Below are 26,662 nucleotides of genomic sequence, written 5' to 3'. Positions count from 1 at the left end.
GCTCAGCTCGTGGACGTGTCGATCACCTTGAAGCGCGAGCGCTTGTTCGCGCGAATCACAGCCTGATACGCCTGCACGTACTCCTGCGCCATGCGGTGCGACGTGAAGCGCTCCTCGAAGCGGCGACGCACGCCCGCACGCGAAATACGCCCAATGCGATTGACCGCCGCCACGGCGCCGATCTCGTCCTCGACGATATAACCCGATACGCCCTCGTCCACCACTTCCGGCACCGCGCCGCGATTGAACGCGACCACGGGCGTGCCGCAGGCCATCGCCTCGATCATCACGAGGCCGAACGGTTCGGGCCAGTCGATCGGAAACAGCAGCGCATGCGCGCCGGAGAGGAATTCGGCTTTCTGGCTGTCGTTGATCTCACCGACGAATTCGACGTACGGCAGCGCGAGCAGCGGCTTGATGTCGCGCTCGAAGTACTCGCGGTCGGCCTCGTCCACCTTGGCCGCGATACGGATGGGCAGACCGCAGCGCCCGGCAATGCGTATGGCGGTATCGACGCGCTTTTCCGGCGAAATCCGGCCGAGAAACGCGAGATAGCGCTGCTCGACGGGCTGCGGCGTGTAGAGCATCTCAGGCAGGCCGTGGTAGACCGTGCGCAGCCACCGCGCCTGCGGCATGGGCTGGCGCTGCGCGTTCGAGATCGAGATGACGGGCGCGGTATTGAACGTATCGAACACCGGCTGCTGCTCGGGCAGATCGAGGCGGCCGTGCAGCGTCGTCACGAACGGCGTTTCCTGGCGCTTGAACACCGAAAACGAGTAGTAGTCCATATGGAAATGCAGCACGTCGAACTGGTCGGCCTGACGGCGCACCATTTCCATGAGGAGCATGTGCGGCGCGATGCGGTCGCGAATGCCGGGGTCGAGCCGCAACGCGCGCGGCCACACGGGTTCGAGTTTCGCGCTCGTGAGCGAATCGCCGCTCGCGAACAGCGTGACATCGTGCCCGAGTTCGACCAGCGCCTCGGTGATGTAAGACACGGCGCGCTCGGTGCCGCCGTAGAGCTTGGGCGGTACCGACTCGGTCAACGGGGCGATCTGCGCAATTCTCATAGGTGTCTCCAGAAAACGGGGCCGCGGTGTCCCTTCTCTCGGCGTTGGCCTGTCAGTTGGCCGGTCATTCCAGGCCCGACAATTACCGCGCCCGCGCGGGGGCGCGATGCAAACGGGGTCGGACGCAAACAGCGCTCAGCGCTGTGGGCCGCACAGCGTGATTTCCCAATTATTCGACAAGCTGCGCGTCCATGCTTCGGCTCTTTCAATTTCTATACGGTGTTACATGCCGAAACAACCGGGCTAAACACTACCGCGCGGGCCACTTCCATGCGGGGGCGTCGACCGTGTCAGGGTCGGCGAACCCCGTTGCGCCGAGCCGCCGTTCGAGCACGATGGACTGGCTCGCCGCCTCGCGCTCCAGCGCGGCAACGAGCCTCGCCGCGTGCGAAACGACGATGACCTGCGAGTGCTGCGACGCCCGCGCGATGAGTCTCGCGAGCGACGGCAGCAGGTCCGGGTGCAGGCTCGTCTCGGGCTCGTCGAGCACGAGGAGTCCCGGCGGGCGCGGGCTCAACAGCGCCGCCGTGAGCAGCAGATAACGCAAGGTGCCGTCCGAGAGCTCCGCGCCGCGCAGCGGCCGCAGCAGCCCCTCCTGGCGCAGCGCCACCTCGAAGCGGCCGTCGTGATTCACGATCTCCACGCGTGCGCCCGGAAAGGCGTCGCCAATCGCGGCGTCGAGCGCCGCGCCGTCGCCGATTTCGCGGACCGTCTGCAACGCGGCGGCGAGATTCGCGCCGTCGTCGGCGAGCACGGGCGAGTGCGTGCCGATCTGCACCTGGCGCGCGCTTGCATGTTCGTCGGTGCGGAAGTGGTCGTAGAAGCGCCATGAGCGGATCTGCTCGCGCACTGCGATCATTTCGGGCGCGCCGCGCGGGTCGGCGTACTCCGTCATCATGCTGTCGAAGCTCGCCACGGGCTGCGCGAGCGTGGTCCACTCTCCGCTCTCGTCGCGAATGCGGATCATCGGCCCCTGGCGGTCCACGAGCAGCGCCGAGGGCCGCAGGATCGGCCCGCTCCAGATGCATTCGCGCTTGATCACCGGATCGAGCGAGAACTGCGAGGTCGATGAAGGCAGCGGCAAGCCCAGATCGATCGCATAGCCGAAGGCGTCGCCCGCAAAGCCCAGGCGCAGGCTCACCACATCCTTGCGCACCGTGCCCTGCACCGCGTACTCGCCCGCGGCGACCGCGCGCGAAAAGCGCTCGGGCCCGGCCCATAGGGTGGATTGCAGGCCGCCCTCCCTTGCGAGCGACGGAATCACGCCGCCTCGCGCGGTGAGCGCGAGCAGGCGCAGCGCGCGATAGAGATTGGACTTGCCGCTGCCGTTCGGGCCGGTCACGACATTGAGCGCACCGAGCGGCACGATAAGCTCGCGCAGCGAGCGGTAATTGGCGATGGCGAGCGTGGTGAGCATGAACGTGCGGGGTAAGTGCCGTGGGAAGCCAACGCAGCATCATACGCAATCGCGCAAAGACATCGAGGCATCGAGCCGCAAGCGCGTGCCGGGGCGCGGCCTGCGTCAGGGCGGCATGCGCCAAGGGTCAGCGCGGCTGCGGCACCGCCGCGAGATCGCGCAGGAAGTTGTCGCGCCACACGCCGAGGTCGTTGCGCCTGAGCGCCTCCATGTTGGTCTGGTAGCGCGCACGGCGCTCCTCGACCGGCATCGAGAGCGCGCGTTCCAGCGCTTCCGACATGCCGGTCGCATCGTGCGGATTCACGAGCAGCGCGCCCGTGAGTTCGGCCGCCGCGCCCGCGAAGATCGAGAGCACGAGCACGCCCGGATCGTCGGGATTCTGCGCGGCCACGTATTCCTTGGCGACGAGGTTCATGCCGTCGTGCAGCGGCGTCACGTAACCCACCTGCGATTCGCGGAACAAGGACATCAGCTTCCAGCGGTCGTACTGCTGGCTCAGGTAGCGGATCGGCGTGTAATCGAGGCCGGAATAGCGGCCGTTGATGCGCCCCGCCTCCCGCTCCAGTTCCTCGCGTATGACCTTGTAGCTCGCGACGTCCGAGCGCGTGGGCGGCGCGATCTGCACGAGCGTGACCTTGCCGCGCCACTCGGGCGACGTCTCCAGCAACTGCTCGAACGCATGGAAGCGCTCGACGAGCCCTTTCGAGTAATCGAGCCGGTCCACGCTCATGATGAGCTTGCGCCCTTCGAGGCTTTGCTTGAGGTCGAGCACGTGCTGGCGGCTTTCATAGCGCGCGGCCTGCGCGGCGATCTCGTCGGGAAACACGCCGATGCGATAGACCCCCGTGCGCAGCTTGCGGCCGTAGGCTTGCGCCTCGCCGTGCTCGTGGTCGCCGCCCGTCTCCGTGACCTTGCCGTGCGCCTCGCGCGCGATGTAGTCGTGAAACGCCTGCTGGTCGTTGCGCGTCTGGAAGCCAAGCATGTCGTAGCAGCACAGCGAGCGCACGAGCTCGTCGTGCGGCGGGATGGTCTGCAACACCTGCGGCGAAGGAAACGGAATGTGCAGGAAGAAGCCGATGCGGTTGCGCACGCCCTCCGAGCGCAGCGCCTCCGCGAACGGGATCAGGTGGTAGTCGTGCACCCAGATGTTGTCGTCCGGGTGAATCAGCTTCATGAGCTTGTGCGCGAGCCAGGCGTTCACGCGCCGGTAGCCCGCGTATTCGTCGCGCTCGTAGCGCGCGAGGTCGTTGCGGTAGTGGAACACCGGCCAGAGCGTGGCGTTGGAAAAACCCCGGTAGTACTGATCGTAGTCCTTGCGCGTGAGGCCGACCGTCGCGAAGGTGACATGGCCGTCTTCGACGAGCGTCGGTCCCGCGTTCGCCACCGTCTCGCTCACCACGTCGCCGCTCCAGCCGAACCATACGCCGCCCGCGTCCTTGAGCGCGCCAAACACGCCGACCGCGAGTCCGCCCGCAGAGCCTTTGGTTTCCGTCGGCGTGGCCACGCGATTCGAGACGACTATCAGTCTGCCCATCTTGCGGTTCCTCCTCCAGTCTTGCGCGCGCCGCATCGTCTGCCCCGGCAGTGTGCGGCGCTGTCGTCGGGTGTTCCCTTATCGTTGTTCGTGCAACGACATCTCAACCGTCCCCGCGGCGGCTTTCCGCCACCGGCTCGCGCGCGCCGGATTCCGCCTTCGCGTGTTTCGGGGCGGCGGCGGGCTGCCCCAGCGGTCCATCGTGCTCGCCCGCGCCCGGCACACGCGTACCCGTGACCGGATCGGCCTCGGTATGCGCCGCCGTGCTGGAGGCCGCCTGACGCGCCGGGCGTCGCGCAAAGGCCGGCAGTTCGTCCGCGCTGCTTTCGAGCTCCGCCGAAACCTCGGCGCGCGCCCGTGGTAGAAATTGCGGATAGTGCTCGTTCACGAAGTCCAGCAGCCCTTCGCGCACGCGGCAACGCAAATCGAAGTTCAGACCCGAATCGCGCGAACTCACCAGCACGCGCACCTGCATGGCGCGCTCGTTGGCGTCGGTGACCTGTAAAACCTGCACGCGGCGGTCCCATTCGGGGGCGCCATCGACGATACGCGCCAGCGCCTCGCGCAGCGGCGCGAGCGGCATACGGTAGTCGAGCCACAAAAAGACCGTGCCGATGATCTGCGAACTGCTGCGCGTCCAGTTCGCGAACGGATTCTCGATGAACCATTGCAGCGGCACGATGAGCCGCCGCTGGTCCCAGATCCGTACCGACACATAGGTGCCCGTGATTTCCTCGATGCGCCCCCATTCGCCCTGGATCACGACCACGTCGTCGAGCCGGATGGGTTGCGAAAGCGCGATCTGCAAACCGGCGATCATGTTCCCTAGCACGGGGCGTGCCGCGATACCGGCGACGAGACCGGCCACGCCCGCCGAGGCCAGCAAGCTCGCGCCGATCTGCCGCACGTTCGGGAAGGTCATGAGCGCCGACCCGAGCCCGACGATGATGATGAGTACCATCACCGTGCGCGCGAGCACGCGGGCCTGGGTGTGGATGCGGCGGGCCTGGAGGTTGTCGGCGATGTCGAGCGGATGCGCCGCAATGATCGCCTCGCCAATGGCGGCCGCGCAGCGCACGGAGAACCACGTCATCGCCGCAATCAATGCGAACGCGCAGAGCTCACGCAGGCTGCCGATGAAGCGTAGCGTATCGGGCGCCTGCCACCAGACGAACTCCAGCGCGAGGACGACCAGCACGGCCAGCGCGGGTTTTTGCACGTAGCGCACGAACGCATTCACACGCGGATACGGGCGCGCGATGCGCCGCATGACGCGTTTGCCGAGCCAGTGCACGGCGACCGCGAAGACGAGCGCGAAGCCGCTCACGATCAGCGTACCGAACCAGTTTTGCAGCGGACCGTCGGCGAGACGGGAGAAGTCGTCGAGTGTCGGCATCTGCGGCCTGTTCCTCCTGAGCGATACGGCAACTCCTGGAAACGGCACGGGCGCAGGCCCGCGGACGGAAGCGGCGCGGCTCGCCTCTTTCGGAAGACGAGCGTCCTTGTGCGCCCTGGCCGCCGCCGCCCGCCGGGAACCGGTGGCAGCGTGGCCTCGAAGATTGCGGCGCGGCAAGGCAATCCGCCGCGCCGCGCTTGCTACGTGTAGCTAGTGACAGCGTGATGGCGAACGGGGCGGCATCAGCTCCCGTTGCCGGTCTTGCAGGGAAACGCCTTGCCGAGCCCGAGCGAAATGGCCGTGCTCGCGTTGTAGCCGGCCACGTTGGGGTTGTCGGCGATGTACTTGCGCACCGCGTCGGTGAGCTGCGCGGAACGGGCGTCCGGCGGCAGGCAGAAGTACTGCCCGACGCGCGGCCCGGTGGTCCCGCCGATCGCGTCGATGGTGTTGAAGATGCCGTCGGCGGCGCCTTCGATATACGCCGCGCACGCGCTGCGCGAAGCCACGTCGGTCTTCGTGCAAAGGCGATTGAGGTCGCTTGCCGTGAATGCAAAAGCGGAGAGCGGCAACGCCATCGCGCCCGCACAGATCAGAACCCGCAGCATGGTTCTCCTTGAATTGTCGTGGGGAGCGGCGCTTCGCGCGCCGCAAGGCGGCCGCGCCTTTTCGGCGCGGCCGCCTTTAACCCCATTATTTTGCACTGTTTTGCGGCGCTGCCGTACTCGCCGTGGGCAAACCGGCCTGGGTCATGCGCGCCGTGAGGTCCTTGATCGCGTCCGGCGCCTTGTACTGGCGCGCGAAATCGAGCGCGGTCATGCCGATCTGGTTCTTGGCCCCGAGCGTCGCGCCGCGTTCGAGCAGCATCTGGATCGTCGTGAGATGGTCGCCGCGCGCCGCCATCATGAGCGGCGTCGTGCCGTTGGGCGAGAGCGCATTGACGTCGGCCGAATAGCCGATCAGCAGTTTCACGACGTCGTCGTTGCCGTTCGCGCTCGCGTAATGCAGCGGCGTCCAGCCCTTCTTGTTGACCTCGGCGCCCTTGGTGATGAGCAGCTTCACGAAGTCGACGTCGCCGTTGAGCGCGGCCAGCATCAGCGCGTTTTCGCCCGCGCGGTCTTCGGCAGCGATGTTCGTTTTCGGGTTATCGAGCAGGATCGCGCCGACCTTGTCTGATTTTTCACGCGCGGCCAGCACGAGGAGCGGCATGCCCTGGTCGTCGGTGGCGTTCGGGTCCATGCCGTTCGCGAGCGCTTTCTGGACACCCTTGTCGTCGTCGAACTTGACGCTCTTCACGAGCGAGTCGATCGGCGCGGCATGTGCCGCGGCCGCGCCGAACAGCGTGGCGGCGACACCGAGCGCGAGCGCGGCGGCGGTGCGGCGAACGGCGTTCCTGGCGGGATTGGTGTGCGAAAGCGGTTTTGAGTTCATGTCAAGCCTTAACGTTATCTGCTATCTCGTTGATATCTAACAAAATTGGCAGCATGCGACCGGTACTCAGGCCTGCGGCGGGATCTTGAAGAGCCGGAAAAAGTTCTGCGTGGTGACAGCGCCGAGTTCGGCGTCCGGCAATCCGCGTTGCTGCGCAATGAATCTTCCGACATGGCTGACGTACGCAGGTTCATTGGGTTTGCCACGAAATGGAACGGGCGCAAGGTAAGGCGAATCGGTTTCGATCAAAAGGCGCTCGATCGGCACGCGCCGCGCGACCTCCTGCACATCGGTCGCGCTCTTGAACGTGACGATGCCCGAAAGCGAAATGTAGAAGTTCTGCGCGAGCGCGCGCTCTGCAATCGCCCACGGCTCCGTGAAGCAGTGCATCACGCCGCCGGGCTCGCCCGCGCGCTCCTCTTCCATGATGCGCAGGGTGTCGTCCGAGGCAGCGCGCGTGTGCACGATGAGCGGCTTGCCCGTGGCGTGCGCGGCGCGGATATGCGTGCGAAAGCGCTCGCGCTGCCACTCCATGTCGGCGATCGTGCGCTCGCCCAGGCGAAAGTAATCGAGCCCCGTTTCGCCGATCGCCACCACCTTCGGGTGCGCGGCCAGCTCGACCAGTTCGGTCACGCTCGGCTCGCGCATGTGCTCGTGGTCGGGGTGCACGCCCACCGAGGCATAGACGTTCTCATAGCGGCTCGCGATATCGAGCACCGAAGGCAGCGTTTCGAGATCGACCGAGACGCAGAGCGCGTGCGTGACGGCGTTCTCGCGCATGTTCTCGAGCACCTGCGGCAAGCGGTCGCCGAGGCCTTCGAAGTTGATGTGGCAATGCGAATCGACAAACATGGGTGGTCCTGCGATGGATGAATCGGCTCAGGCAAAGAGCTCACGATAGCCGAGAAAGAGTTCCTCGAACACGAGGCGCGCATTCAGCGGGTGGTTCTCCACGGCGCGCTGGCGCGTGACGGTCTTCATGTAGCGCGCGAGCGCCGCCGCGTCGAGCTTCGCCGCGCAGCGCGCGAGCCCGGCGCCCGCCTGCGGGAAATAGCGCGGGCGGCCCGCCGTGCGCTCGGCCAGCAGGTCGTAGACCCAGCGTTGCAGCCAGCCGAGCACGAGCGGCACCGGCAGCTTCTGGAGCGTCTCGCCGCATGCGAAAGCGTCGCAGGCGGGGCCCGCCGCGAGCTGGGCGAGCGTCCAGTCGCGCAGCGTGCGGTTGGCGTCGCTGGCGAGCGCGAGCGCCGCGAGCGGCGCGCCGCCGGATTCGGCCAGCAGCGCCGGCGCGTCGTCCACGCCCTGCTGCGCGAGCCACGCCGTGGCGGCCTCGGGCGCGGGCGTGCCCATGGGCCACTGGCGGCAACGGCTGATGATGGTGGGCAGCAGCCGGTCGATGCGCGCCGACACCACGAGGAACACCACGCCCGCGGGCGGCTCTTCGAGCGTTTTCAGGAGTGCGTTGGCGGCGGCGACGTTGAGCGCCTCGGCCGGGTACAGCACGACCACGCGCAGCCCGCCCCGGTGCGAGCCCACACTCGTGAAATCGAGCAGCGCGCGCACCTGCTCGATGCGGATTTCCTTGCTCGGCGCGCGGCCTTTTTTGCCTTCCTCGCCCTCGCCCTTGTCGGCTTTTTCGGCTTTGGCGTCGTCCTCGCCGGCCGGGCCGATCTCACCGGCCAGCGCCTCGGGCACGACGATCCGGTAGTCGGGATGATTGCCCTGCTCGAACCAGTGGCACGCCGCGCACGCGCCGCAGGGCTCGCCGTTGGCCTGCGGCGATTCGCACAACAGGCCCTTCGCCAGATGCTGCGCGAACTGGAGCTTGCCGATGCCCGCCTGACCGTGCAGCAGGAGCGCGTGCGGCCAATGGCTGCGCAATTGCTGCAAGCGTTGCCAGTCGTCGGTTTGCCAGGGATAGATCATCTTTTGAATCAACCGGTTAGGCGAGCTTCGCGAGCGTTTGGGCGAAGCTCGCGCGACCTATAGGAGAACGCGATGCCGCTTTGCAATCAAAGGTCTGCAATCACGTGTTCGAGCTTTTTGCGAATCGCCTCGATGCCTTGCGACGAATCGACGATCGCGAAACGGTACGGCGCCTCTTCCGCGCGGCGCAGGTACTCGGCGCGCGTGCGCACGAAGAACGCGTCGGTTTCGCTCTCGAAGCGGTCCGGCTCGCGCGCGGCGCCGCGCCGCTCGCTCGCCGTGTCGGGCGGCAGGTCGAACAGCACCGTGAGGTCGGGCTGGAAACCGCCCTGCACCCAGCGCTCCAGCGTTTCGAGCTTGTCGCGCGGCAGGCCCCGGCCGCCGCCCTGATAGGCAAAGGTGGCGTCGGTGAAGCGGTCGGAGAGCACCCAGTCGCCGCGCGCGAGCGCCGGCTCGATCACCTTGGCGAGGTGCTCGCGGCGCGCCGCGAACATCAGGAGCGCCTCGGTTTCGAGGTCCATCGGCTGATGCAGGACGATCTCGCGCACCGCCTCGCCAAGCGGCGTGCCGCCCGGCTCGCGCGTCATGACGACCGTGCGGCCCGAGGGCGCCAGCTTCTGGGCGAGCTGGTCGCGAAACCAGGCGAGATGCGTGGTCTTGCCCGCGCCGTCGATGCCCTCGAACGTGATGAATCGGCCCCGCGCCATTTAGTTACCCCGGATGTATTTGTCGACGGCCTTGTTGTGGTCGACGAGATTGTCAGAAAAAACGCTGCTGCCATCGCCGCGCGCCACGAAGTACAGCGCCGCCGTCGATGCCGGATTGAGCGCCGCCTGAAGCGCCGCCACGCCGGGCAGCGCGATGGGAGTCGGCGGCAACCCGAGGCGCAGGTAAGTATTGTAAAGAGTGTCCGACTGCAAATCGCGCTTGCGCAAATGCCCGGCGTAGCTGTCGCCCAGGCCATAGATCACGGCCGGATCGGTCTGCAAGGGCATGCCCACCTTCAGACGGTTCGAGAATACCGCCGCCACGAGTGCACGGTCGCCCGCCCGCCCGGTTTCCTTCTCCACGAGCGAGGCGAGCGTCAGCGCCTCGTAGGGCGACTTGAGCGGCAGGCCCGGCGCGCGCGCGGCCCACGCCTCGGCGAGACGCGTCTGCATCAGCTTGTAAGCGCGCCGATACACCCCCAGATCGCTCGAACCCTTGTCGAACAGATAGGTGTCGGGAAAGAACAGGCCCTCGCCGTTGCCGTTCGGCGCGCTCGGCGCACCGATCGCGGCGAGCAGCTGGGCGTCGCTCATGTCCGCCGTGTCGTGTTTCAGCGCCGGATTCGCGTCGAGTTCGGCGCGCATGTGCTTGAAGGTCCAGCCTTCGATGATGGTGGCCACCGACTCGTTCACGTCGCCGAGCGCCATCTTCTGGAGCACGTCATAGGGCGTGATCCCGGCCTTGAATTCGTAGTTGCCCGATTTGAGCTGGCTTTGCAGCCCGAGCGCGCGTGTCATGAGCACGAAAAGCTGCGTTTGCACGGGCACGCCGCCGCGCCGCAACTGCAAGGTGACACTGCGCACGGTGCTGTGCGGCTTGATGGTGACGTCGAGCTGTGGAGTGGCAAGCTCGAGCGGCGTGGTGGCCCAGCGCCAGACGCCGCCCGCCGCGGCGGCGCCAATCACGACTAGCGCGGCGCCGGCAACAAGGCATTTCTTCAGGAGGGACATGGAAACACGACTCAGGGGGACCTCATATAATAACTGCTTGCCTTCGCTAAAGTCAGGATTGACTGTTCCCCGAATCCATGAACTCATCGCTCGATCCCGCATCCACGCTTTCCGCCCCCGAATCCGCGACCCACGCCGCGGCGAACTTCGATGCCGCCCTGAAGGGCGGCGCTTACGCGATCCTGCCGCAGTTCGGCGTGATCGACGCCAATGGCGACGACGCCGCGAGCTTCCTGCATAGCCAGCTCACCAACGACATCCAGCATCTCGATGTGACCGGCGCGCGCCTCGCGGGCTACTGCTCGCCCAAGGGCCGCCTGCTCGCCTCGTTCCTCACCTGGAAGACCGGCGACACGATCCGCCTGTTGATTTCGAAGGACGTGCAGCCGGCCGTGCAAAAGCGCCTCTCGATGTTCGTGCTGCGCGCCAAGGCGAAACTCACGGACGACAGCGACAAGCTGCTCGTGGTGGGCCTTGCCGGCGACGTGCGCGGCGCGCTCGCGGCCGAGTTCGACGCGCTGCCCGACGGCGTGCATGTGAAGGTGGACGACCCCTCGGGCACGCTGATCCGCATGCCCGACGCGGCCGGCAGCCTGCGCTACCTGTGGGTCGGCCCCAAAGATGCCGTCGAGGCGCGCCTCGCGAAGCTCGACGGGGCGCTCACGCGCGTGTCTCCCGCCGTGTGGGACTGGCTCGACATCCGCGCGGGCGAGCCGCGCATCACCCAGGCGGTGAGCGAGCAGTTCGTGCCGCAAATGGTCAACTACGACGTGCTGGGCGGCGTGAACTTCCGCAAGGGCTGCTATCCGGGCCAGGAAATCGTGGCGCGCAGCCAGTACCGCGGCACGATCAAGCGCCGCACCGCGCTCGCCAACGTCGCGGCCGGGCTTGACGTCGTGCATCCGGGCGTCGAGCTGTTCCATTCCGACGATCCGGGCCAGCCGTGTGGCATGGTCGTGAACGCGGCGGCCGCCCCCGAAGGCGGGGTCGATCTGCTTGCCGAGATCAAGCTTGCCGCGCTCGAAACCGGCACCGTGCACCTGGGCGCCGCAGACGGTCCCGCGCTGCGCATGCTGCCGTTGCCGTACGCACTGCCAGCCGAAGTTTGAAGACACTCGCCGCATTGCCCGCGCACGAGACGCCTCGCGTCCCGCGCGGTGCTGGCGCGGCGCCACCCCCGACCCTGCAAGGGCCCATCCCATGTGCCTGATCGTCTTCGACTGGCGCCCGCACGCGAGCGCGGGCGCGCTCTTCACGCTTGCGGCCAACCGCGACGAATTCCTGCGCCGCACGGCCGAGCCGCTGCACTGGTGGCGCGCCACGGACGACGTCACGTCGCCGGGCAGTTCGCCCGAGGGCGTGCTGGCGGGGCGCGATCTCGTGGGCGGCGGCACCTGGCTCGGCATGACGCGCGGCGGCCGCTTCGCGGCGCTCACCAACTATCGCGCGCCCAACGACATGCGCCCGGACGCGCCCACCCGCGGCACGCTCGTCTCGCGCTGGCTCACCGGCGCGCAGGGTCTGCCCACGACGCCGCTCGGTTATCTCGACGAGGTAGCGCGCTCGGGCGATCTGTACAACGGCTTCAATCTGATCGTCGGCGACTGGGCGCGGCGCGAACTCGCCTGGTACTGCAACCGTGCGGATCGCGCACCCGCGCTACTGCCCGAAGGCACGCACGGCATTTCGAACGCCGTGCTCGACACGCCGTGGCCCAAGCTCGTGCGCAAGCGCGCGGAACTCGCCGAACTGGCGGCGAGCGCAACGCAGGCGCCGCTCACGCGGCTCGTGGAGATGATGCGCGACCCGCGCGTCGCACCCGACCGCGAGTTGCCCGCCACGGGCATTCCCCTCGAACGCGAACGCGCGCTCTCGGCGGCGTTCATCGAAACGCCCGACTACGGCACGCGCGGCACGACGGCGCTGCGCGTGAGCGTGCGCGGCGCGCAACTGGATGTCGAAGCGCTGGAGCGCAGCGACGACGACGGTTCGCACCGCATCGTCCGCCCGGGCGTATTCGAGCGTGAGGAAGCGTTCACGGTTGCAGCGGGCTGACAGCGCTGGCTCAGTCGCCGGTTCCCAGCGCCACGCGCAACGCCTGGGCAGCCTGCTGCTGCGCGAGGCGCGCCTCGTCGACGAACGACCCCATCTTGATGAACTCGTGGATCACGCCCGCGTAGCGCACGAGCGTCACTTCATTGCCGGCCTCGCGCAGTTTCCGCGCGTAAGCCTCGCCCTCGTCCACGAGCGGATCGAATTCGGCCACGGCGATCCATGCAGGCGCGACGCCACAAAAATCCGGCGCGTCGCGCGCGCCGTCGAGCGGCGCGAAGCGCCAGTCGTCGCGGTCTGAAACGTCGCGCACGTACTGATTGAAGAACCACTGGATGGTCGTGGCGGTCAGCAGATAGCCGTCGGCCAGACGCGCGTGCGATTCGGTCTGCTGGTGCGCGCTCACCGCCGGATAGATCAGCAGTTGCAGCACGGGTGCGATGCCCGCGTCGCGCGCGAGCACGGCGCAAACGGTGGCGAGCGTGCCGCCCGCGCTGTCACCGCCCACGGCGAAGCGCGACACGTCCAGCGCATACCCGGCCGCGTGCGCGTGCAGCCACGCATAGGCGTCGAAGGCGTCGTGCACGGCGCTCGGGAAGCGATGCTCGGGGGCGAGCCGATAGTCCACCGAGAACACCGCGCAGCGCGCGTCGCGCGCGAACATGCGGCAGAGCGCGTCGTGCGTGTCCACGCTGCCTATCGTGAAGCCGCCGCCGTGATAGTAGACGAGCACGGGCAGCGGCTCGGCCCACTGGGGCTCGACGGGCAGGTACAGACGCGCGCGGATTGTCGAGCCATCGCGCGCCGGCACCTGAAGGTCCTCCACGGCATGCATCGGCGCGGCCGGAATCTCCAGCACCGAGGCGCTCTTTTCGTACTCGGCGCGTGCTTGCTGCGGCGTCTGCTCGTAATAAGGCGCGCGGCCAGCGCGGGCCACCATGTCGAGCACGAGAGCGATTTTCGCGGTGAGTGGCATGGCACGGTTCCCCGTGCGCCGCTTATTGCGGCGCTTGCTTGACTTCGGGTTTGAGCGAAAGCGGATCGGTCGGGTTGCGCAATGTTTCGATATCCTCATGACGCAGTTTCACCGAAGCGAGAATCTGCGTATGCGTCAGGATATAGAAGCGCCCTTCTCGCACGGCGTCGAAAGTCGCCTTCGCGACGTCGGCCGGTGTGAGCTTGCCCGAGCGCACCGCGCGCTGCAATTGCAGGTCGGCGGCCTGCTGCGAGCGCGTGAGCGGCACATCGTTGCGCAAGTCGCCGGGGCGGCTGCGCTCGGCGTTCGCGATGCCGGTCGGCACGAAGGCCGGGCACAGCAGCGAGCAGCTCACCTGCTCGCTCACGTTCTTGAGATCGTGATACAGCGTTTCGGTGAGCGAGACCACGGCATGCTTCGACGCGTTGTACACGCCCATCGCGGGCGGCGAAAGCAGGCCCGCGACCGAGGCCGTGTTGACGATGTGCGCGCGCTCGCCCTGCGCGAGCATGATCGGCGTGAAGCTGCGCACGCCGTTGGCGACGCCCATCACGTTCACGCCGAACACCCAGTCCCAGTCCTTCGCGCTGCTTTCCCACACGAAGCCGCCGGTGCCCACGCCCGCGTTGTTGAAAAGCAGATGGACCTTGCCCCAGGCGTCGAGCGCCGCCTTCGCAAGCGCGTCGACCTGTGCCGGATCGCGCACATCGGTGCGCACGCCGATGGCCTGTGCACCGCCTTCGCGCAACGCGGCGACGGTTTCATCGAGCAGCGCCTGATCGACATCGGCGAGCACGAGCTTCATGCCGAGCGCGGCGGCGTGCTGCGCGAACGCGCGGCCAAAGCCGCTCGCCGCGCCGGTGATGACGGCCACACGGCCGTCGAACTCGAACGGTTCGGACATTGCGAATCCTGCGGTGAATGCTGCGTGCGGAAAAACGAAGCGCCCGTTCCGGGCGCTTGCGTGAGCCGGTCAGGCGATCAGATCAGCTTGACGAGTTGCTTGCCGAAATTCTGGCCCTTGAGCATGCCGAGGAATGCGCCCGGCGCGTTTTCGAGCCCTTCGGCCACGGTCTCGCGATACGCAAGCTGCTGCCTGGCGACGAGCGTCCCGAGTTCCGTGAGCGCCTGCGGCCACACGTCCATATGCTCGCTCACGATGAAGCCCTGCACGAGCAGGCGTTGCGTGAGCAGCAGTTGCGGATACTTGAGCGGCATCGGCTGGCCGTCGTAGCCCGCGATCATGCCGCACAGCGCGATGCGCCCGAATGCGTTCATGCGCGCGAGCGTGGCGTCGAGCACTTCGCCGCCCACGTTCTCGAAGTAGCCGTCCACGCCGTCGGGCGTCGCGGCCTTGAGATCCTGATACAGATTGCCCGCCTTGTAGTCGACGCAGGCGTCGAAACCCAGCGTTTCGACCACGTAGCGGCACTTGTCCGCGCCGCCCGCGATGCCTACCGCGCGGCAGCCCGCGCGTTTCGCGAGCTGACCGACCACGCTGCCCACCGCACCGCTCGCCGCGCTCACGACCACCGTTTGCCCAGCCTTCGGCGCGATGATGCGGTTCAGCCCGTACCACGCCGTGACGCCCGGCATGCCCACCGGTCCGAGATAGGCGGAGAGCGGCACATGCGTCGTATTGACGACATGCAGATCGCTGCCGTCCGAGGTGCCGTACTCCTGCCAGCCGAACATGCCGACCACCTTGTCGCCGGCCTTGAGCTTCGCGTTGCGCGACTCGACCACTTCGCCCACCGTGCCGCCGATCATCACCGAGTCGAGCGGTTGCGGCGCCGCGTACGACTTGCTGTCGTTCATGCGGCCGCGCATATAGGGGTCGAGCGAGAGGAAGTGATTGCGCACGCGCACCTGGCCCTCTTCGAGCGGGGCGAGCGGCGTTTCGACGAGACGGAAGTTATCGACGCTCGCGGCGCCTTCCGGGCGCGAAGCGAGCAGGATCTGGCGATTGGTCTGGGTCATGGCGTCCGTGTTGCTTCGTTGGGCGCGGCCTGGCAGTGCTTCTGGCGGTGCTCGCCGGCCGCGCGGAAAAAGAGCGATCGGGAGCGCGCGCCTACGCTCGCGCTCCCGGCCGCACGTATGGGGTTTTCAGCCGTCGCTCGGGCCCGGCCGCGCGTTGGGGTCGCTGCGCAGGCGCTGGCGCGCCACGTCGCGGCCCACCGCGAGACGGCGCATGTACTTGAACGTGCCGAGCGCCTTGGCGACGAAATGGCCTTCGCTGTCGCGAATCTCGCCTTCGCAATAGGCCATCGTGGTGGAACGGTGCAGCACGCGGCCGGTGGCGCGCAATTCGCCGCGCCCAGGCTGCATGAAGTTCACTTTCATCTCGACGGTGACGACGCCCACGCCATCGGCCGCCACGCTGCGCGCCGCCATGGCGAGCGCGATGTCGCAAAGCGTCATCGTCACGCCGCCGTGAGCGACGTCCCACGTGTTCATGTGCCGCTCGGCGAGTGGCAGCACGACTTCGCTCACGCCGTCACGCGCGCTCTTGAGTTGCGCGCCGAGATGTTCGACGAACGGACTCTCGATGATCGTGAGCGCCGTTTGCGGGGCTTGCGTGCTTTCGCCTTGCGGCGTGCCGTCGCCCTGGGATTGATCTGCGGTACCGATCATGATGCGCTTCAGACCACGTAATCCACGCACTGGCGCGATTCGACCACGAGCTTCGCGAACTGCTTCACGACGAGATGCTCGGGGTGGTCCTGATAGCCGTCGAGCGCAGCCTGGTCGGCGAAGTCGGAAACCAGCACGAGGTCGTACGTGGATGCGGGGCCCGGCTCGGCCACGCCGACTTCCAGGTGCAGCGTGCCCGGCACGAGATTGCGGCAGCCTTCGAGCAGCGCCTTGAACTTCACGACATTTTCCGCACGCGTCGCACCCTCGGCCGACTCTTTGAGCTTCCACATCACGATATGACGAATCACGAATACACCTCTTTCTGTCTGCATGGGAACAGGCGCTGCGCCGCGCGCGCGCCGACAGCCGTCATGATACCCGCAGCGGCGCGAGCGCGAGAGCGCCCCGACGCGCCTAAAACCGCGCCAGCGCGCGGGCGTCGTGACGGCGGCGGACGAGCCGGTCCGCCGCCCCGTGCGTCAGACGACTTCGAAGAGGCCCGCCGCGCCCTGGCCGCCGCCGATGCACATCGTCACCACGACGAACTTCGCGCCGCGACGCTTGCCTTCGATCAGCGCGTGGCCCGTGAGGCGCGCGCCCGACACGCCGTACGGGTGGCCAACGGCAATCGCGCCGCCGTTCACGTTCAGGCGGTCGGCGGGAATGCCAAGCTTGTCGCGGCAGTACAGCACCTGCACGGCGAAGGCTTCGTTCAGTTCCCACAGGCCGATGTCCTCGACCTTCAGGCCCGTCTGCTTGAGCAGCTTGGGCACGGCGAACACGGGGCCGATGCCCATTTCGTCCGGCTCGCAACCGGCCACCGCGAAACCGCGGAAGATGCCGAGCGGCTGCAAACCCTCGCGCTCGGCGACCTTCGCGTTCATCACGACGCAGGCGCTCGCGCCGTCCGAGAACTGGCTCGCGTTGCCCGCCGTGATGACGCCGCCCGGCATCGCCGTGCGGATCTTCGCCACGCCTTCGAGCGTGGTGTCGGCGCGAATGCCCTCGTCGGCGGCGATCGTCACTTCTTTGGTGACGAGCTGGCCCGTGGCCTTGTCGGCCACGCCCGCGAGCACCGTCATCGGCACGATTTCGTCGTTGAAGAGGCCTGCGGCCTGTGCAGCGGCCGCGCGCAGTTGCGACTGAACGCCATACTCGTCCTGGCGATCCTTCGAGATTTCGTAGCGCTTCGCGACGTTCTCGGCGGTTTGCAGCATGCTCCAGTAGATTTCCGGCTTGTGCTGATTGAGCCAGCCTTCGGCCACCATGTGGCGGTTCATCTCGTTCTGCACGCACGAGATCGACTCCACGCCACCTGCCACGAACACGTCGCCTTCGCCGGCGATCACGCGTTGCGCGGCGAGCGCAATCGTCTGGAGTCCGGAAGAACAGAAACGGTTCACCGTCATGCCCGCCACGCTCACGGGCAGGCCCGCGCGCAGCGCGATCTGGCGCGCGATGTTCGCGCCGGTTGCGCCTTCGGGGTTCGCACAACCCATGATCACGTCTTCCACGCGCGCGGGGTCGATCTTCGCGCGTTCGACGGCGGCTTGAACCACATGGCCGCCAAGGGTGGCGCCGTGCGTCATGTTGAAGGCGCCCTTCCACGATTTGGCGAGGCCCGTGCGGGCGGTCGATACGATTACGGCGTCGGTCATGCGTGTCTCCTGCTACGAAATTGGGATCCTGCGGATGTCTTTGATTGAGCCTTCAGACGGACGATTCAGACGGACAACGCCAGCACGTCGGCCGACTGCGCGCGCTTCACACCGGCGGCGCGCAACTGGTCCCACGCGGTGGCGAGCGAGCCGTTGAGGTCGATGGCGCGCGAAGCGTCCTCGATCAGCACGGTCTCGAAGCCCGCGGCGCGCGCGTCGAGCGCGGACCACGCCACGCAGTAGTCGGTCGCGAGCCCGCAGCAGTACACGCGCTTCACACCCACTTCGCGCAGGTAGCCCGCGAGCCCCGTGGGCGTCTTGCGATCGGCTTCGAGAAACGCGGAATAGCTGTCCACGTCGGCGTGATGGCCCTTGCGGATCACCGCGCGCGCATGCGGCACGTCCAGGTCGCGATGCAGCGCCGCGCCTTCTGTGTCCTGCACGCAGTGCACGGGCCACAACACCTGTTCGCCGTACGGCAGCGCGACCGTTTCGAACGGCGCGCGCCCCGCATGGTTGGCCGCAAACGAAACGTGCCGCACGGGGTGCCAGTCCTGCGTGAGCACCACGTGGCCAAAGCCCTGCGCGAGCCGGTTCGCCACCGGCACGACTTCATCGCCGCGCGCGACGGCAAGCGCCCCGCCCGGCATGAAGTCGTATTGCAGGTCGATCAGCAGAAGCACGTCGTCCGCGTTTCTCATGATGTTCGTCCGAAGCTGAAACTTAGTTGAACGTACCGCCCTTCGCGGCCAGTTCGACGATCGAAGGCGCGATCTCCCACGCGTCGCCGTTGGGCTGCTGCGCGTAGCGGCGAATGGCGCGCTCGACGTTGTAGAGGCCGACCGTGTCGGCGTACAGCATCGGGCCGCCGCGCCACAGCGGGAAACCGTAGCCCGTGAGGTAAACCATGTCGACGTCCGAAGCCTTCGAGGCGATGCCCTCTTCGAGAATCTTCGCGCCTTCGTTCACGAGCGCGAACACGAGACGCTCGACGATCTCTTCGTCGCCGATCTTGCGGCGCTCCACACCCGCTTCCTTCGAATACGCAACGATCATCTCGTCCACGAGCTTCGAAGGCAGCGCGCTGCGCTCGCCCGCCTTGTAGTCGTACCAGCCCGCGCCGGTCTTCTGCCCGAAGCGGCCGGTCTCGCACAGGCGGTCCGCGACTTTCGAGTACTTCATATCCGGCTGCTCCTGATAGCGGCGCTTGCGGATCGCCCAGCCAATATCGTTGCCGGCCAGATCGCTCATGCGGAACGGGCCCATGGCGAAGCCGAACTTCTCGATCGCGCGATCGACCTGCGCGGGCAGCGCGCCCTCTTCGAGCATATTGAGCGCCTGCCGGATGTACTGCTCGACCATGCGATTGCCGATGAAGCCGTCGCACACGCCCGAGACCACGGCCGTCTTGCGGATCTTCTTCGCGACCTGCATGACGGTGGCCAGCACGTCCTTGCCCGTTTCCTTGCCGCGCACGACTTCGAGCAGCTTCATCACGTTGGCGGGGCTGAAGAAGTGCAAGCCCACCACGTCCTGCGGCCGCTTCGTGAACGCCGCGATCTTGTCGACGTCGAGCGTCGAGGTATTCGAGGCGAGAATCGCGCCCGGCTTCGCGACTTCATCGAGCCGCTTGAACACCTGCTCCTTCACGCCGAGCTCTTCGAACACGGCTTCGATGATGAGGTCCGCTTCCTTCAGGTCGTCATAGGTGAGCGTCGGGCGGATCAAAGCCATGCGCGCTTCGAGCTTTTCGGCCGAGAGCTTGCCCTTCTTGACCTGCGCTTCGTAGTTCTTGCGGATCGTGGCGAGACCGCGATCGAGCGCTTCCGGCTTCGTTTCGAGCAGCGTGACCGGCAAGCCCGCGTTGAGGAAGTTCATGGTGATGCCGCCGCCCATCGTGCCCGCGCCGATCACGGCCACCTTCTGGATGTCGCGCGTGGGCGTGCTGGACGGCACGTCGGGAATCTTGCTCGCGGCGCGCTCGCCAAAGAACGCATGGCGCAGTGCGTGGCTTTCGGGCGTCTGCACGAGTTCGAGGAAGCACTCGCGCTCGTACGCGAGGCCCTTGTCGAAGCCCTGCTTCACGCCCGCCGCAACGGCGTCCACGCATTTCACTGGCGCCGGATAGTGCTTCGACATCGCGGCCACCGTGTTGCGCGAGAACTGGAGGAAGCCTTCGGCGTTCGGGTGCTCGATCTTGCGGTTGCGCACGAGCGGATACGGGCCGGGCTTGTCGGCGGCCTTGCGCGCGAAGGCGATGGCTTCCTCGAGCAGGTCGCCTTGGGCCATCGCGTCGAAAAGGCCCGAATTCGCGAGCTTTTCGCTCAACACCGGCGCGCCCGTGACGATCATGTTGAGCGCGGCTTCGAGACCGATCGCGCGCGGCAGACGCTGCGTGCCGCCCGCGCCCGGCAGGATGCCGAGCTTCACTTCCGGCAGCGCGATCTGCGCGCCCGGCGCGGCGATGCGGTAGTGCGCGCCGAGCGCGAGTTCGAGACCGCCGCCCATCGCGACGCTGTGGATCGCGGCCACGACCGGCTTCGCGCTCTTCTCGACTTCCCTGATGACGGTGTGGAGCGTGGGCTCCTGCGTCGCCTTGGGCGTATTGAATTCGGTGATGTCCGCGCCGCCCGAAAAGGCCTTGCCGCCTCCCGTGATGACGATGGCCGTGACCGCCGCGTCGCTCGCGGCGCGCGCGAGGCCGTCGACGATCCCGGCTCGGGTCGAATGCCCAAGGCCGTTGACGGGCGGATTGTTGAGCGTGATGACGGCGACGCCGTCGCGAGTCGTGTAGTCCACTGCCATTTGCCTGCCTCCATGCTTGCGGGCCGCGTCGCGTTCATGCGCCGGCCGGTTCATTGTCCGACATTCCCTGCCAGCAGGCAGAATACCTAAAAAAGAACGTTCGTTCAATTTTTTGCTGCACTGCGGACATCGGGGTTTGTACCAAGCGCCTCGATTTCCCGGGCGACTGCCAAAAATCAGACGAAAAAAAACGCAGCCAGTTGGCTGCGCCGGAGAACTTTGCCCTTCTGCGTGTTTCTGCGCGTTCGCGCCTCGGGCCTTACTGGTGCTTCGCGCTCGAAGCCTCCGCGATGCCCTCGCTCGCGGCGTCATGCGCCGGATCGAGCGGACACCCTTCCACCGCGAGCGCCGTCGGCAGCACGTACGAGCGGAACTGCTCGCGCAACTTGAGCTTTTGTAGCTTGCCGGTGGCCGTGTGCGGCAATGCGTCGACGAAGACGGCGTCGTCGGGTTGCCACCACTTCGCCACCTTGCCCTCGAAGAACGCCAGCAGCGCCTCGCGCGTGACTTCGGCGCCGGGCTTTTTCACCGCGACGATGAGCGGGCGCTCGGTCCAGCGCGGGTGCGCGCACGCAATGCAGGCGGCCTCGGCGATGGCCGGATGCGCCACCGCGATGTTCTCCAGATCGATCGAGCTGATCCATTCGCCGCCGGACTTGATCACGTCCTTGCTGCGGTCGGTGATATGGAGGAAGCCGTCGGGGTCGATCGTGGCGACGTCGCCGGTCGGGAACCAGCCGTCCACGAGCGGCGAGCCGCTTTCCTGGCGGAAATACCGGTCGATCACCCACGGCCCCCGCACGTGCAGGTCGCCGAACTGCACGCCGTCCCACGGCAACTCGCGCCCGTCGTCGCCGACGATCTTCATGTCCACGCCGAAAATCACGCGCCCCTGCTTTTCGAGCAGCGCCTGCTGCTGCTCGCGCGGCCGCTGCGACTGCTCCCAGTTGAGCTTCGAGAGCGTGCCGAGCGGCGACATCTCCGTCATGCCCCAGGCGTGGATCACCTGCACGCCGTAGTCGTCTTCGAAGCTGCGCAGCATCGCGGGCGGGCACGCCGAGCCGCCTATCACCGTGCGGTTGAGGGTGGAAAACCGCACGCCCGCGCCGCGCATGTACGAGAGCAGCCCGAGCCAGACAGTCGGCACGCCGGCCGAGCAGGTCACGCGTTCCGCTTCCATGAGTTCATAGAGCGACTTGCCGTCCAGATCCTTGCCGGGCAGCACGAGTTTCGCGCCCGTGAGGGGCGACGCGTGCGGCACTCCCCAGGCGTTCACATGGAACATCGGCACGACGGGCAGAATCGCGTCGCGCGCCGAAAGACCCATGGCGTCGGGCAGCGATGCGCCATAGGCGTGCAGCACGGAGGAACGGTGCGTATACAGCGCGCCTTTCGGGTTGCCCGTGGTGCCGGACGTGTAGCAGAGGTTCGACGCGCTGCGCTCGTCGAGCATCGGCCACTCGAAGTGGCCGTCCTGCGCGGCGAGCAGCGTTTCGTAGCAAAGCACCTCGGTGCGCATCTGCGGCCGATGCGACTCGTCGCACAGCGCGATCCAGCCGCGCACGTTCGGGCACTGCGGCGCGAGCGTATCGACGAGTGCGGCGAACGTGATGTCGAACAGCACGTAGCGGTCGTCGGCGTGATTGACGATCCAGGCGATCTGCTCGGGAAAGAGCCGCGGATTGATGGTGTGGCAGACCGCGCCGAAGCCGGTCACGCCGAAATAGGCCTCGAGATGCCGGTAGCCGTTCCAGGCCAGCGTGCCTACGCGCTCGCCGGGCGCCACGCCGAGCGCCATGAGCGCCTGCGCGAGCTGCTTCGAGCGCAGTTCGCACTCGCGGTACGTGTAGCGATGGATATCGCCTTCGATGCGGCGCGAGACGATCTGCGCGCTACCGTGATGGCGCGCCGCGTGCGCGATCAACGACGACACTTGCAGCGGCACATCCATCATTTGACCCAGCAGCGGCGCACTCATCGGTAGCGGTCTCCTCGCGTTGATCGGCGTTGTCGTTGTGTGTGTTCGTGTGTCTTCTTGTACGGCGCAGGCGCGGCGGCAGCTTTCCCGCGGCATTCGAGGGGTATTCAAGCGGCTCCCAGCACGCCGGCGGGTGCCGACTTACAATATCGAGTATTCAAAAGGCCCTCAATATGTCGTTTTCACCAGGCACTACCGAATCTCAAGGCGGCGCTGCCGCCTCGCCCATGCCCGCCTCGGGCCCGCTCGCCGACTTCGAACGCGCCTTGACCGCCCCGCGCGACGACGCCTTCGCCGCGCTGGGCGCGCGCTTCTATACGCGGCTGCCCGGCGCGCCGCTGCCCGCGCCTTACGTGGTCGGCTTTTCGAACGCCGTGGCCGCGCAGCTCGGGCTCGACCCGTCGGCCGTTGCCGATCCCGCGTTCGCGGCGTTCTTCAGCGGCAACTTCACGCGCGAGCGCTCACCTTCGACGATGTCGCATGCCACGGTCTATTCGGGGCATCAATTCGGCGTATGGGCGGGCCAGCTCGGCGACGGCCGAGCGCTCACGCTCGGCGAAGTCGAGCATGACGGCGCGCGCAACGAAGTGCAGCTCAAGGGCGCGGGCCGCACGCCCTACTCGCGCATGGGTGACGGCCGCGCCGTGCTGCGCTCGTCGGTACGCGAGTTCCTGTGCTCGGAAGCCATGCATCACCTCGGCATTCCGACCACGCGCGCGCTCACGGTGATCGGCTCCGACCAGCCGGTGCGCCGCGAAGACATCGAAACGGCGGCCGTGGTCGCACGCGTGTCGCCGAGCTTCGTGCGCTTCGGCCACTTCGAGCACTTCTATTCGCACGACGACGTGGACGCACTGCGCACCCTGGCCGACCACGTGATCGCGCGCTTCTACCCGCAACTGCGCGAAGCCGACGACCCGTATCTCGCGCTGCTCGACGAAGCGGTGCGCAGCACGGCGGCGCTGATGGTCGAATGGCAGGCCGTCGGGTTTTGCCACGGCGTGATGAACACCGACAACATGTCGATTCTCGGCCTCACGATCGACTACGGTCCGTTCGGCTTCATGGACGGCTTCGACGCCAATCACATCTGCAACCACTCCGATTCGCAGGGCCGCTACGCGTATCGCATGCAGCCGCAGATCGGCTACTGGAATCTCTTCTGCCTCGCTCAGGCGCTCGTGCCGCTCTTCGGCGCGCACTACGACATCGCCGACGAGAAGAAGCGCGGCGAGCGCGTGGTGGCGGATGCGCAAGGCGTGCTCGAACGCTTCAAGGGGCATTTCGCGCCCGCGCTCGAAGCGCGCATGCGCGCGAAGCTCGGCCTCGAACACGAGCGCGAAGGCGACGACGCGCTCGCGAACAAGCTCTTCGAAATCATGCATGCCAACCGGGCCGATTTCACGCTCACGTACCGCCATCTCGCGCGCGTTTCGAAACATGATGCGAGCGGCGACGCGTCCGTGCGCGATCTGTTTCTCGATCGCGCCGCCTTCGACGCCTGGGCCGCCGACTACCGCGCGCGCCTTGCGCACGAGCCGCGCGACGACGCCGCGCGCGCGGCGGCAATGAACCGCGTGAACCCGAAGTACGTGCTGCGCAACCACCTCGCGCAAACCGCGATCGAGCGCGCCGCGCAAAAGGATTTCAGCGAAGTCGAGCGCCTCGCGAAAGTGCTGGAGCGCCCGTACGACGACCAACCGGAACACGAGGCGTACGCGGGCCTGCCGCCCGACTGGGCGAGTTCGCTCGAAGTCAGTTGCTCTTCGTGAGCGCGCCCCCATCTACGTGACCCTTGTTTTCCACCCGACAGGAACCCGACATGAGCCAGGACGACAACAACTCCCCCGCTTACCCAGGCTACAAGTCCGACGAGCAGTGGCGCGAGCAGCTCGACTCCACGCAGTACCAGGTCACGCGCCACGCGGCCACGGAGCGCGCCTTCACCGGCAAGTACTGGGATCATTTCGACCGGGGCGTCTACGACTGCGTGTGTTGCGGCACCCCGCTTTTCGAGTCCGACACGAAATTCGACGCGGGCTGCGGCTGGCCGAGCTACTTCCGGCCGATCAACGGCGAGGTGATCGAGGAGAAAACCGACCGCACGCACGGCATGCTGCGCATCGAGGTGCGCTGCAAGAACTGCGGCGCGCATCTCGGCCACGTGTTCGAGGATGGTCCGGCCCCAACCGGACTTCGGTATTGCATCAATTCGGCTGCGCTACAATTCGAGCCCAAGTGAGCGTTGGCAAGGCAGCCCCGCGCCCCGCGCGGGGCGCAATGCGGCCTTGAAATCGTCACGCCGTCTTGTAGCGGCTCATTTCGTAAACCTTCAGGCCGATAATGAAATTCCTGTTTGATCTCTTCCCGATCATCCTCTTTTTCGTCGCCTTCAAGCTGTGGGGCATCTTCACGGCGACGGCCGTGGCGATCGGAGCGACGCTCGTGCAGATCGCGTGGGTGGCGTTCCGTCACCGCAAGGTCGACCCCATGCTGTGGCTCTCGCTTGGCATCGTCGTCGTGTTTGGCGGCGCGACGCTCATGCTGCACGATGAAACCTTCATCAAGTGGAAGCCCACCGTGCTTTACTGGGCGTTCTCGGTCGTGCTGCTGGTCTCGCAGGTCGCCTTCGGCAAGAACCTCATCGAAGCGATGATGGGCAAGCAGATCACGCTGCCGCCGCGCATCTGGACGCAACTGAACTTCGTCTGGTCGATCTTCTTCGCGCTGCTCGGCATCCTCAATCTCTTTGTGGCGTTTCACTTCTCCACCGACGCGTGGGTCGATTTCAAGCTGTTCGGCGCAACGGGCATCCTCGTGGTGTTCATCGTCGGCCAGAGCCTGTGGCTTTCGCGTTACATGAAGGAAGAAGAATGAGCGACGTTTTTCTCAACGCGAGCCCGGCCGAGCGCATGGCGCTCATCGAAACACGCCTCACCGCGGCGCTTGCGCCCGTCGAGTCGATCGTCGTGCGCGACGACAGCGCGCAGCACGCCGGACACGCGGGCGCCGCTGCCGGCGGTCACTATCATGTCACGATCGTTGCGCCCGCATTCGCGGGGAAAGCCCGCGTGGCAAGGCATCGCATGGTGTATGATGCGCTGGCCGAGGCCATGCAGCGCGGCATTCACGCACTCGCGATCACGGCGCTCACGCCCGAAGAAGCCGCGGCGCTGCCCCGGTAGGCCCACGTTAGATTTCGACCTTTTTGTTCGCCATTTTGGTTCGCCCCGTTAGGACTTTCCGATGACCTTGAAGAAAACCCGTCTCTGGGTGTTGCTGGCTGCGTGCGCGGCGGCTCCCGCGTTTGCGCAGAACATCGCCGTCGTGAACGGCACGCCGATTCCCAAAGCGCGCGCCGACGCGCTGGTCGACCAGCTCGTGCATCAAGGCCAGCAGGATTCGCCGCAGCTGCAAATGGCCGTGCGCGAAGAGCTCGTGAACCGCGAAATCCTCATGCAGGAAGCCATTCGCGAAGGCATTCCGAACAAGCCGGACGTGAAGGCGCAAATCGCCGTGGCGCAGCAGACCGTCGTGCTGCGCGCGCTGATCGAGAACTTCGTGAAGACCAACCAGCCGACCGACGCCGAAGTCAAGGCGCGCTACGACCAGTTGATCAAGGACGCGGGCGGCAGCGAGTACCACCTGCACCATATCCTCGTGGACAACGAGCAGCAGGCCAAGGACCTGATCGCCAAGATCAAGGCCGGCGCAAGCTTCGAAGACCTCGCGAAGCAATTCTCGAAGGACCCGGGCTCGGCCAAGAACGGCGGCGACCTCGACTGGTCGGATCCGAAGGCGTATGTGCCGGAATTCGCGGCTGCGGCCACGCATCTCCAGAAAGGCCAGATCACCGATACGCCGGTGCACACGCAGTTCGGCTGGCACATCATCCGAGTGGACGACATCCGCCCGGTCACGCCCCCGCCGCTCGAGCAGGTGCGCCCGCAGATCGTCCAGCAGATCCAGCAGGAAAAGCTGCAAGCGTTCGAAGAAAATCTGCGCAAGCAAGCGAAGATTCAGTAAGGCTCCAACAGGCCTCACGACCAGGCCTCACGACATGAAAAAGC

Annotated in this window: 26 protein-coding genes; 7 read left to right on the top strand and 19 right to left on the bottom strand. The window is 66.7% G+C overall.

Annotation, left to right across the window (positions count from 1 at the left end; all coding sequences use genetic code 11):
* Positions 1 to 2: 2 nt before the first annotated feature.
* The 10 genes from C7402_RS37320 to mltG all read right to left on the bottom strand — a co-directional run bounded on the left by C7402_RS37320 (position 3) and on the right by mltG (position 10,486).
* Complete coding sequence (locus C7402_RS37320) at positions 3 to 1,070, bottom strand: glycosyltransferase family 4 protein (protein WP_112176292.1); 1,068 nt, start codon at positions 1,068 to 1,070, stop codon at positions 3 to 5.
* A 250-nt stretch (positions 1,071 to 1,320) separates the two neighbouring features.
* A complete protein-coding gene (locus C7402_RS37315; RefSeq protein WP_116614125.1) occupies positions 1,321 to 2,487 on the bottom strand; it encodes an AAA family ATPase in 1,167 nt (388 codons plus the stop codon).
* Between the two features lie 127 nt (positions 2,488 to 2,614).
* Positions 2,615 to 4,021, bottom strand: a complete 1,407-nt coding sequence (gene otsA, locus C7402_RS37310) for an alpha,alpha-trehalose-phosphate synthase (UDP-forming) (RefSeq protein ID WP_116614124.1) — start codon at positions 4,019 to 4,021, stop codon at positions 2,615 to 2,617.
* A gap of 103 nt (positions 4,022 to 4,124) precedes the next feature.
* The gene (locus tag C7402_RS37305) at positions 4,125 to 5,417 is read right to left on the bottom strand and encodes a mechanosensitive ion channel family protein (protein WP_116614123.1); all 1,293 of its coding nucleotides are present in this window, start codon (positions 5,415 to 5,417) and stop codon (positions 4,125 to 4,127) included.
* A 242-nt stretch (positions 5,418 to 5,659) separates the two neighbouring features.
* The gene (locus C7402_RS37300) at positions 5,660 to 6,022 is read right to left on the bottom strand and encodes a Rap1a/Tai family immunity protein (RefSeq protein WP_028207010.1); all 363 of its coding nucleotides are present in this window, start codon (positions 6,020 to 6,022) and stop codon (positions 5,660 to 5,662) included.
* 85 nt (positions 6,023 to 6,107) lie between these two features.
* On the bottom strand, positions 6,108 to 6,845 hold the full coding sequence (locus C7402_RS37295) for an ankyrin repeat domain-containing protein (protein ID WP_116614122.1): 738 nt from the start codon (positions 6,843 to 6,845) through the stop codon (positions 6,108 to 6,110).
* 66 nt (positions 6,846 to 6,911) lie between these two features.
* Positions 6,912 to 7,697: a TatD family hydrolase gene (locus C7402_RS37290; protein ID WP_112176301.1), complete on the bottom strand. Its 786-nt coding sequence runs from the start codon at positions 7,695 to 7,697 to the stop codon at positions 6,912 to 6,914.
* Positions 7,698 to 7,724: 27 nt separating this feature from the next.
* Positions 7,725 to 8,768 carry a DNA polymerase III subunit delta' gene (locus C7402_RS37285; RefSeq protein ID WP_116614121.1) on the bottom strand — a complete coding sequence of 348 codons (1,044 nt, stop codon included), beginning with the start codon at positions 8,766 to 8,768 and terminating at the stop codon, positions 7,725 to 7,727.
* An 86-nt stretch (positions 8,769 to 8,854) separates the two neighbouring features.
* On the bottom strand, positions 8,855 to 9,475 hold the full coding sequence (tmk, locus tag C7402_RS37280; RefSeq protein WP_112176305.1) for a dTMP kinase: 621 nt from the start codon (positions 9,473 to 9,475) through the stop codon (positions 8,855 to 8,857).
* Positions 9,476 to 10,486, bottom strand: a complete 1,011-nt coding sequence (mltG, locus tag C7402_RS37275; protein WP_112176306.1) for an endolytic transglycosylase MltG — start codon at positions 10,484 to 10,486, stop codon at positions 9,476 to 9,478.
* A gap of 77 nt (positions 10,487 to 10,563) precedes the next feature.
* Between mltG and ygfZ the strand changes: the two genes are divergently transcribed.
* Both ygfZ and C7402_RS37265 read left to right on the top strand, forming a co-directional pair.
* Complete coding sequence (ygfZ, locus tag C7402_RS37270; protein WP_116614120.1) at positions 10,564 to 11,595, top strand: CAF17-like 4Fe-4S cluster assembly/insertion protein YgfZ; 1,032 nt, start codon at positions 10,564 to 10,566, stop codon at positions 11,593 to 11,595.
* 91 nt (positions 11,596 to 11,686) lie between these two features.
* A complete protein-coding gene (locus C7402_RS37265) occupies positions 11,687 to 12,541 on the top strand; it encodes an NRDE family protein (protein WP_116614119.1) in 855 nt (284 codons plus the stop codon).
* A 10-nt stretch (positions 12,542 to 12,551) separates the two neighbouring features.
* Here C7402_RS37265 and C7402_RS37260 read toward each other — a convergent pair whose 3' ends face one another.
* The 9 genes from C7402_RS37260 to C7402_RS37220 all read right to left on the bottom strand — a co-directional run bounded on the left by C7402_RS37260 (position 12,552) and on the right by C7402_RS37220 (position 22,592).
* Complete coding sequence (locus C7402_RS37260) at positions 12,552 to 13,514, bottom strand: alpha/beta hydrolase (protein WP_116614118.1); 963 nt, start codon at positions 13,512 to 13,514, stop codon at positions 12,552 to 12,554.
* 22 nt (positions 13,515 to 13,536) lie between these two features.
* Complete coding sequence (locus C7402_RS37255) at positions 13,537 to 14,418, bottom strand: SDR family oxidoreductase (protein WP_112176313.1); 882 nt, start codon at positions 14,416 to 14,418, stop codon at positions 13,537 to 13,539.
* A gap of 77 nt (positions 14,419 to 14,495) precedes the next feature.
* A complete protein-coding gene (locus C7402_RS37250) occupies positions 14,496 to 15,494 on the bottom strand; it encodes an NADP-dependent oxidoreductase (RefSeq protein ID WP_112176315.1) in 999 nt (332 codons plus the stop codon).
* 126 nt (positions 15,495 to 15,620) lie between these two features.
* Positions 15,621 to 16,067 carry a PaaI family thioesterase gene (locus C7402_RS37245; RefSeq protein ID WP_224041458.1) on the bottom strand — a complete coding sequence of 149 codons (447 nt, stop codon included), beginning with the start codon at positions 16,065 to 16,067 and terminating at the stop codon, positions 15,621 to 15,623.
* 89 nt (positions 16,068 to 16,156) lie between these two features.
* A complete protein-coding gene (locus C7402_RS37240; RefSeq protein WP_224041456.1) occupies positions 16,157 to 16,459 on the bottom strand; it encodes a Dabb family protein in 303 nt (100 codons plus the stop codon).
* A gap of 171 nt (positions 16,460 to 16,630) precedes the next feature.
* The gene (locus tag C7402_RS37235; RefSeq protein ID WP_112176321.1) at positions 16,631 to 17,809 is read right to left on the bottom strand and encodes an acetyl-CoA C-acyltransferase; all 1,179 of its coding nucleotides are present in this window, start codon (positions 17,807 to 17,809) and stop codon (positions 16,631 to 16,633) included.
* Positions 17,810 to 17,874: 65 nt separating this feature from the next.
* On the bottom strand, positions 17,875 to 18,510 hold the full coding sequence (gene pncA / locus C7402_RS37230) for a bifunctional nicotinamidase/pyrazinamidase (protein WP_116614117.1): 636 nt from the start codon (positions 18,508 to 18,510) through the stop codon (positions 17,875 to 17,877).
* 22 nt (positions 18,511 to 18,532) lie between these two features.
* On the bottom strand, positions 18,533 to 20,614 hold the full coding sequence (locus C7402_RS37225; RefSeq protein WP_116614116.1) for a 3-hydroxyacyl-CoA dehydrogenase NAD-binding domain-containing protein: 2,082 nt from the start codon (positions 20,612 to 20,614) through the stop codon (positions 18,533 to 18,535).
* A gap of 259 nt (positions 20,615 to 20,873) precedes the next feature.
* A complete protein-coding gene (locus C7402_RS37220; RefSeq protein WP_116614115.1) occupies positions 20,874 to 22,592 on the bottom strand; it encodes a 3-(methylthio)propionyl-CoA ligase in 1,719 nt (572 codons plus the stop codon).
* Positions 22,593 to 22,765: 173 nt separating this feature from the next.
* Here C7402_RS37220 and C7402_RS37215 point away from each other — a divergent pair, with 173 nt between their 5' ends.
* From C7402_RS37215 to C7402_RS37195, 5 genes are all read left to right on the top strand, one after another.
* Positions 22,766 to 24,364, top strand: a complete 1,599-nt coding sequence (locus tag C7402_RS37215; protein ID WP_208949066.1) for a protein adenylyltransferase SelO — start codon at positions 22,766 to 22,768, stop codon at positions 24,362 to 24,364.
* A gap of 50 nt (positions 24,365 to 24,414) precedes the next feature.
* Positions 24,415 to 24,834 (top strand): peptide-methionine (R)-S-oxide reductase MsrB, encoded by a 420-nt coding sequence (msrB, locus tag C7402_RS37210; protein ID WP_112176338.1) that lies wholly within the window; start codon positions 24,415 to 24,417, stop codon positions 24,832 to 24,834.
* Between the two features lie 101 nt (positions 24,835 to 24,935).
* Complete coding sequence (locus C7402_RS37205; protein WP_042269484.1) at positions 24,936 to 25,469, top strand: septation protein A; 534 nt, start codon at positions 24,936 to 24,938, stop codon at positions 25,467 to 25,469.
* A complete protein-coding gene (locus C7402_RS37200) occupies positions 25,466 to 25,777 on the top strand; it encodes a BolA family protein (RefSeq protein WP_112176340.1) in 312 nt (103 codons plus the stop codon). The genes C7402_RS37205 and C7402_RS37200 overlap by 4 nt, the downstream gene beginning before the upstream one ends.
* Positions 25,778 to 25,838: 61 nt before the next feature.
* A complete protein-coding gene (locus tag C7402_RS37195) occupies positions 25,839 to 26,618 on the top strand; it encodes a peptidylprolyl isomerase (protein WP_112176341.1) in 780 nt (259 codons plus the stop codon).
* Positions 26,619 to 26,662 lie beyond the last annotated feature (44 nt).

The sequence above is a fragment of the Paraburkholderia unamae genome, from assembly GCF_003096875.1.
GTDB lineage: Bacteria > Pseudomonadota > Gammaproteobacteria > Burkholderiales > Burkholderiaceae > Paraburkholderia > Paraburkholderia unamae.
The sequence above is the reverse complement of the archived record's forward strand: the minus strand, read 5'-3'. Positions and strand labels throughout refer to the sequence as shown.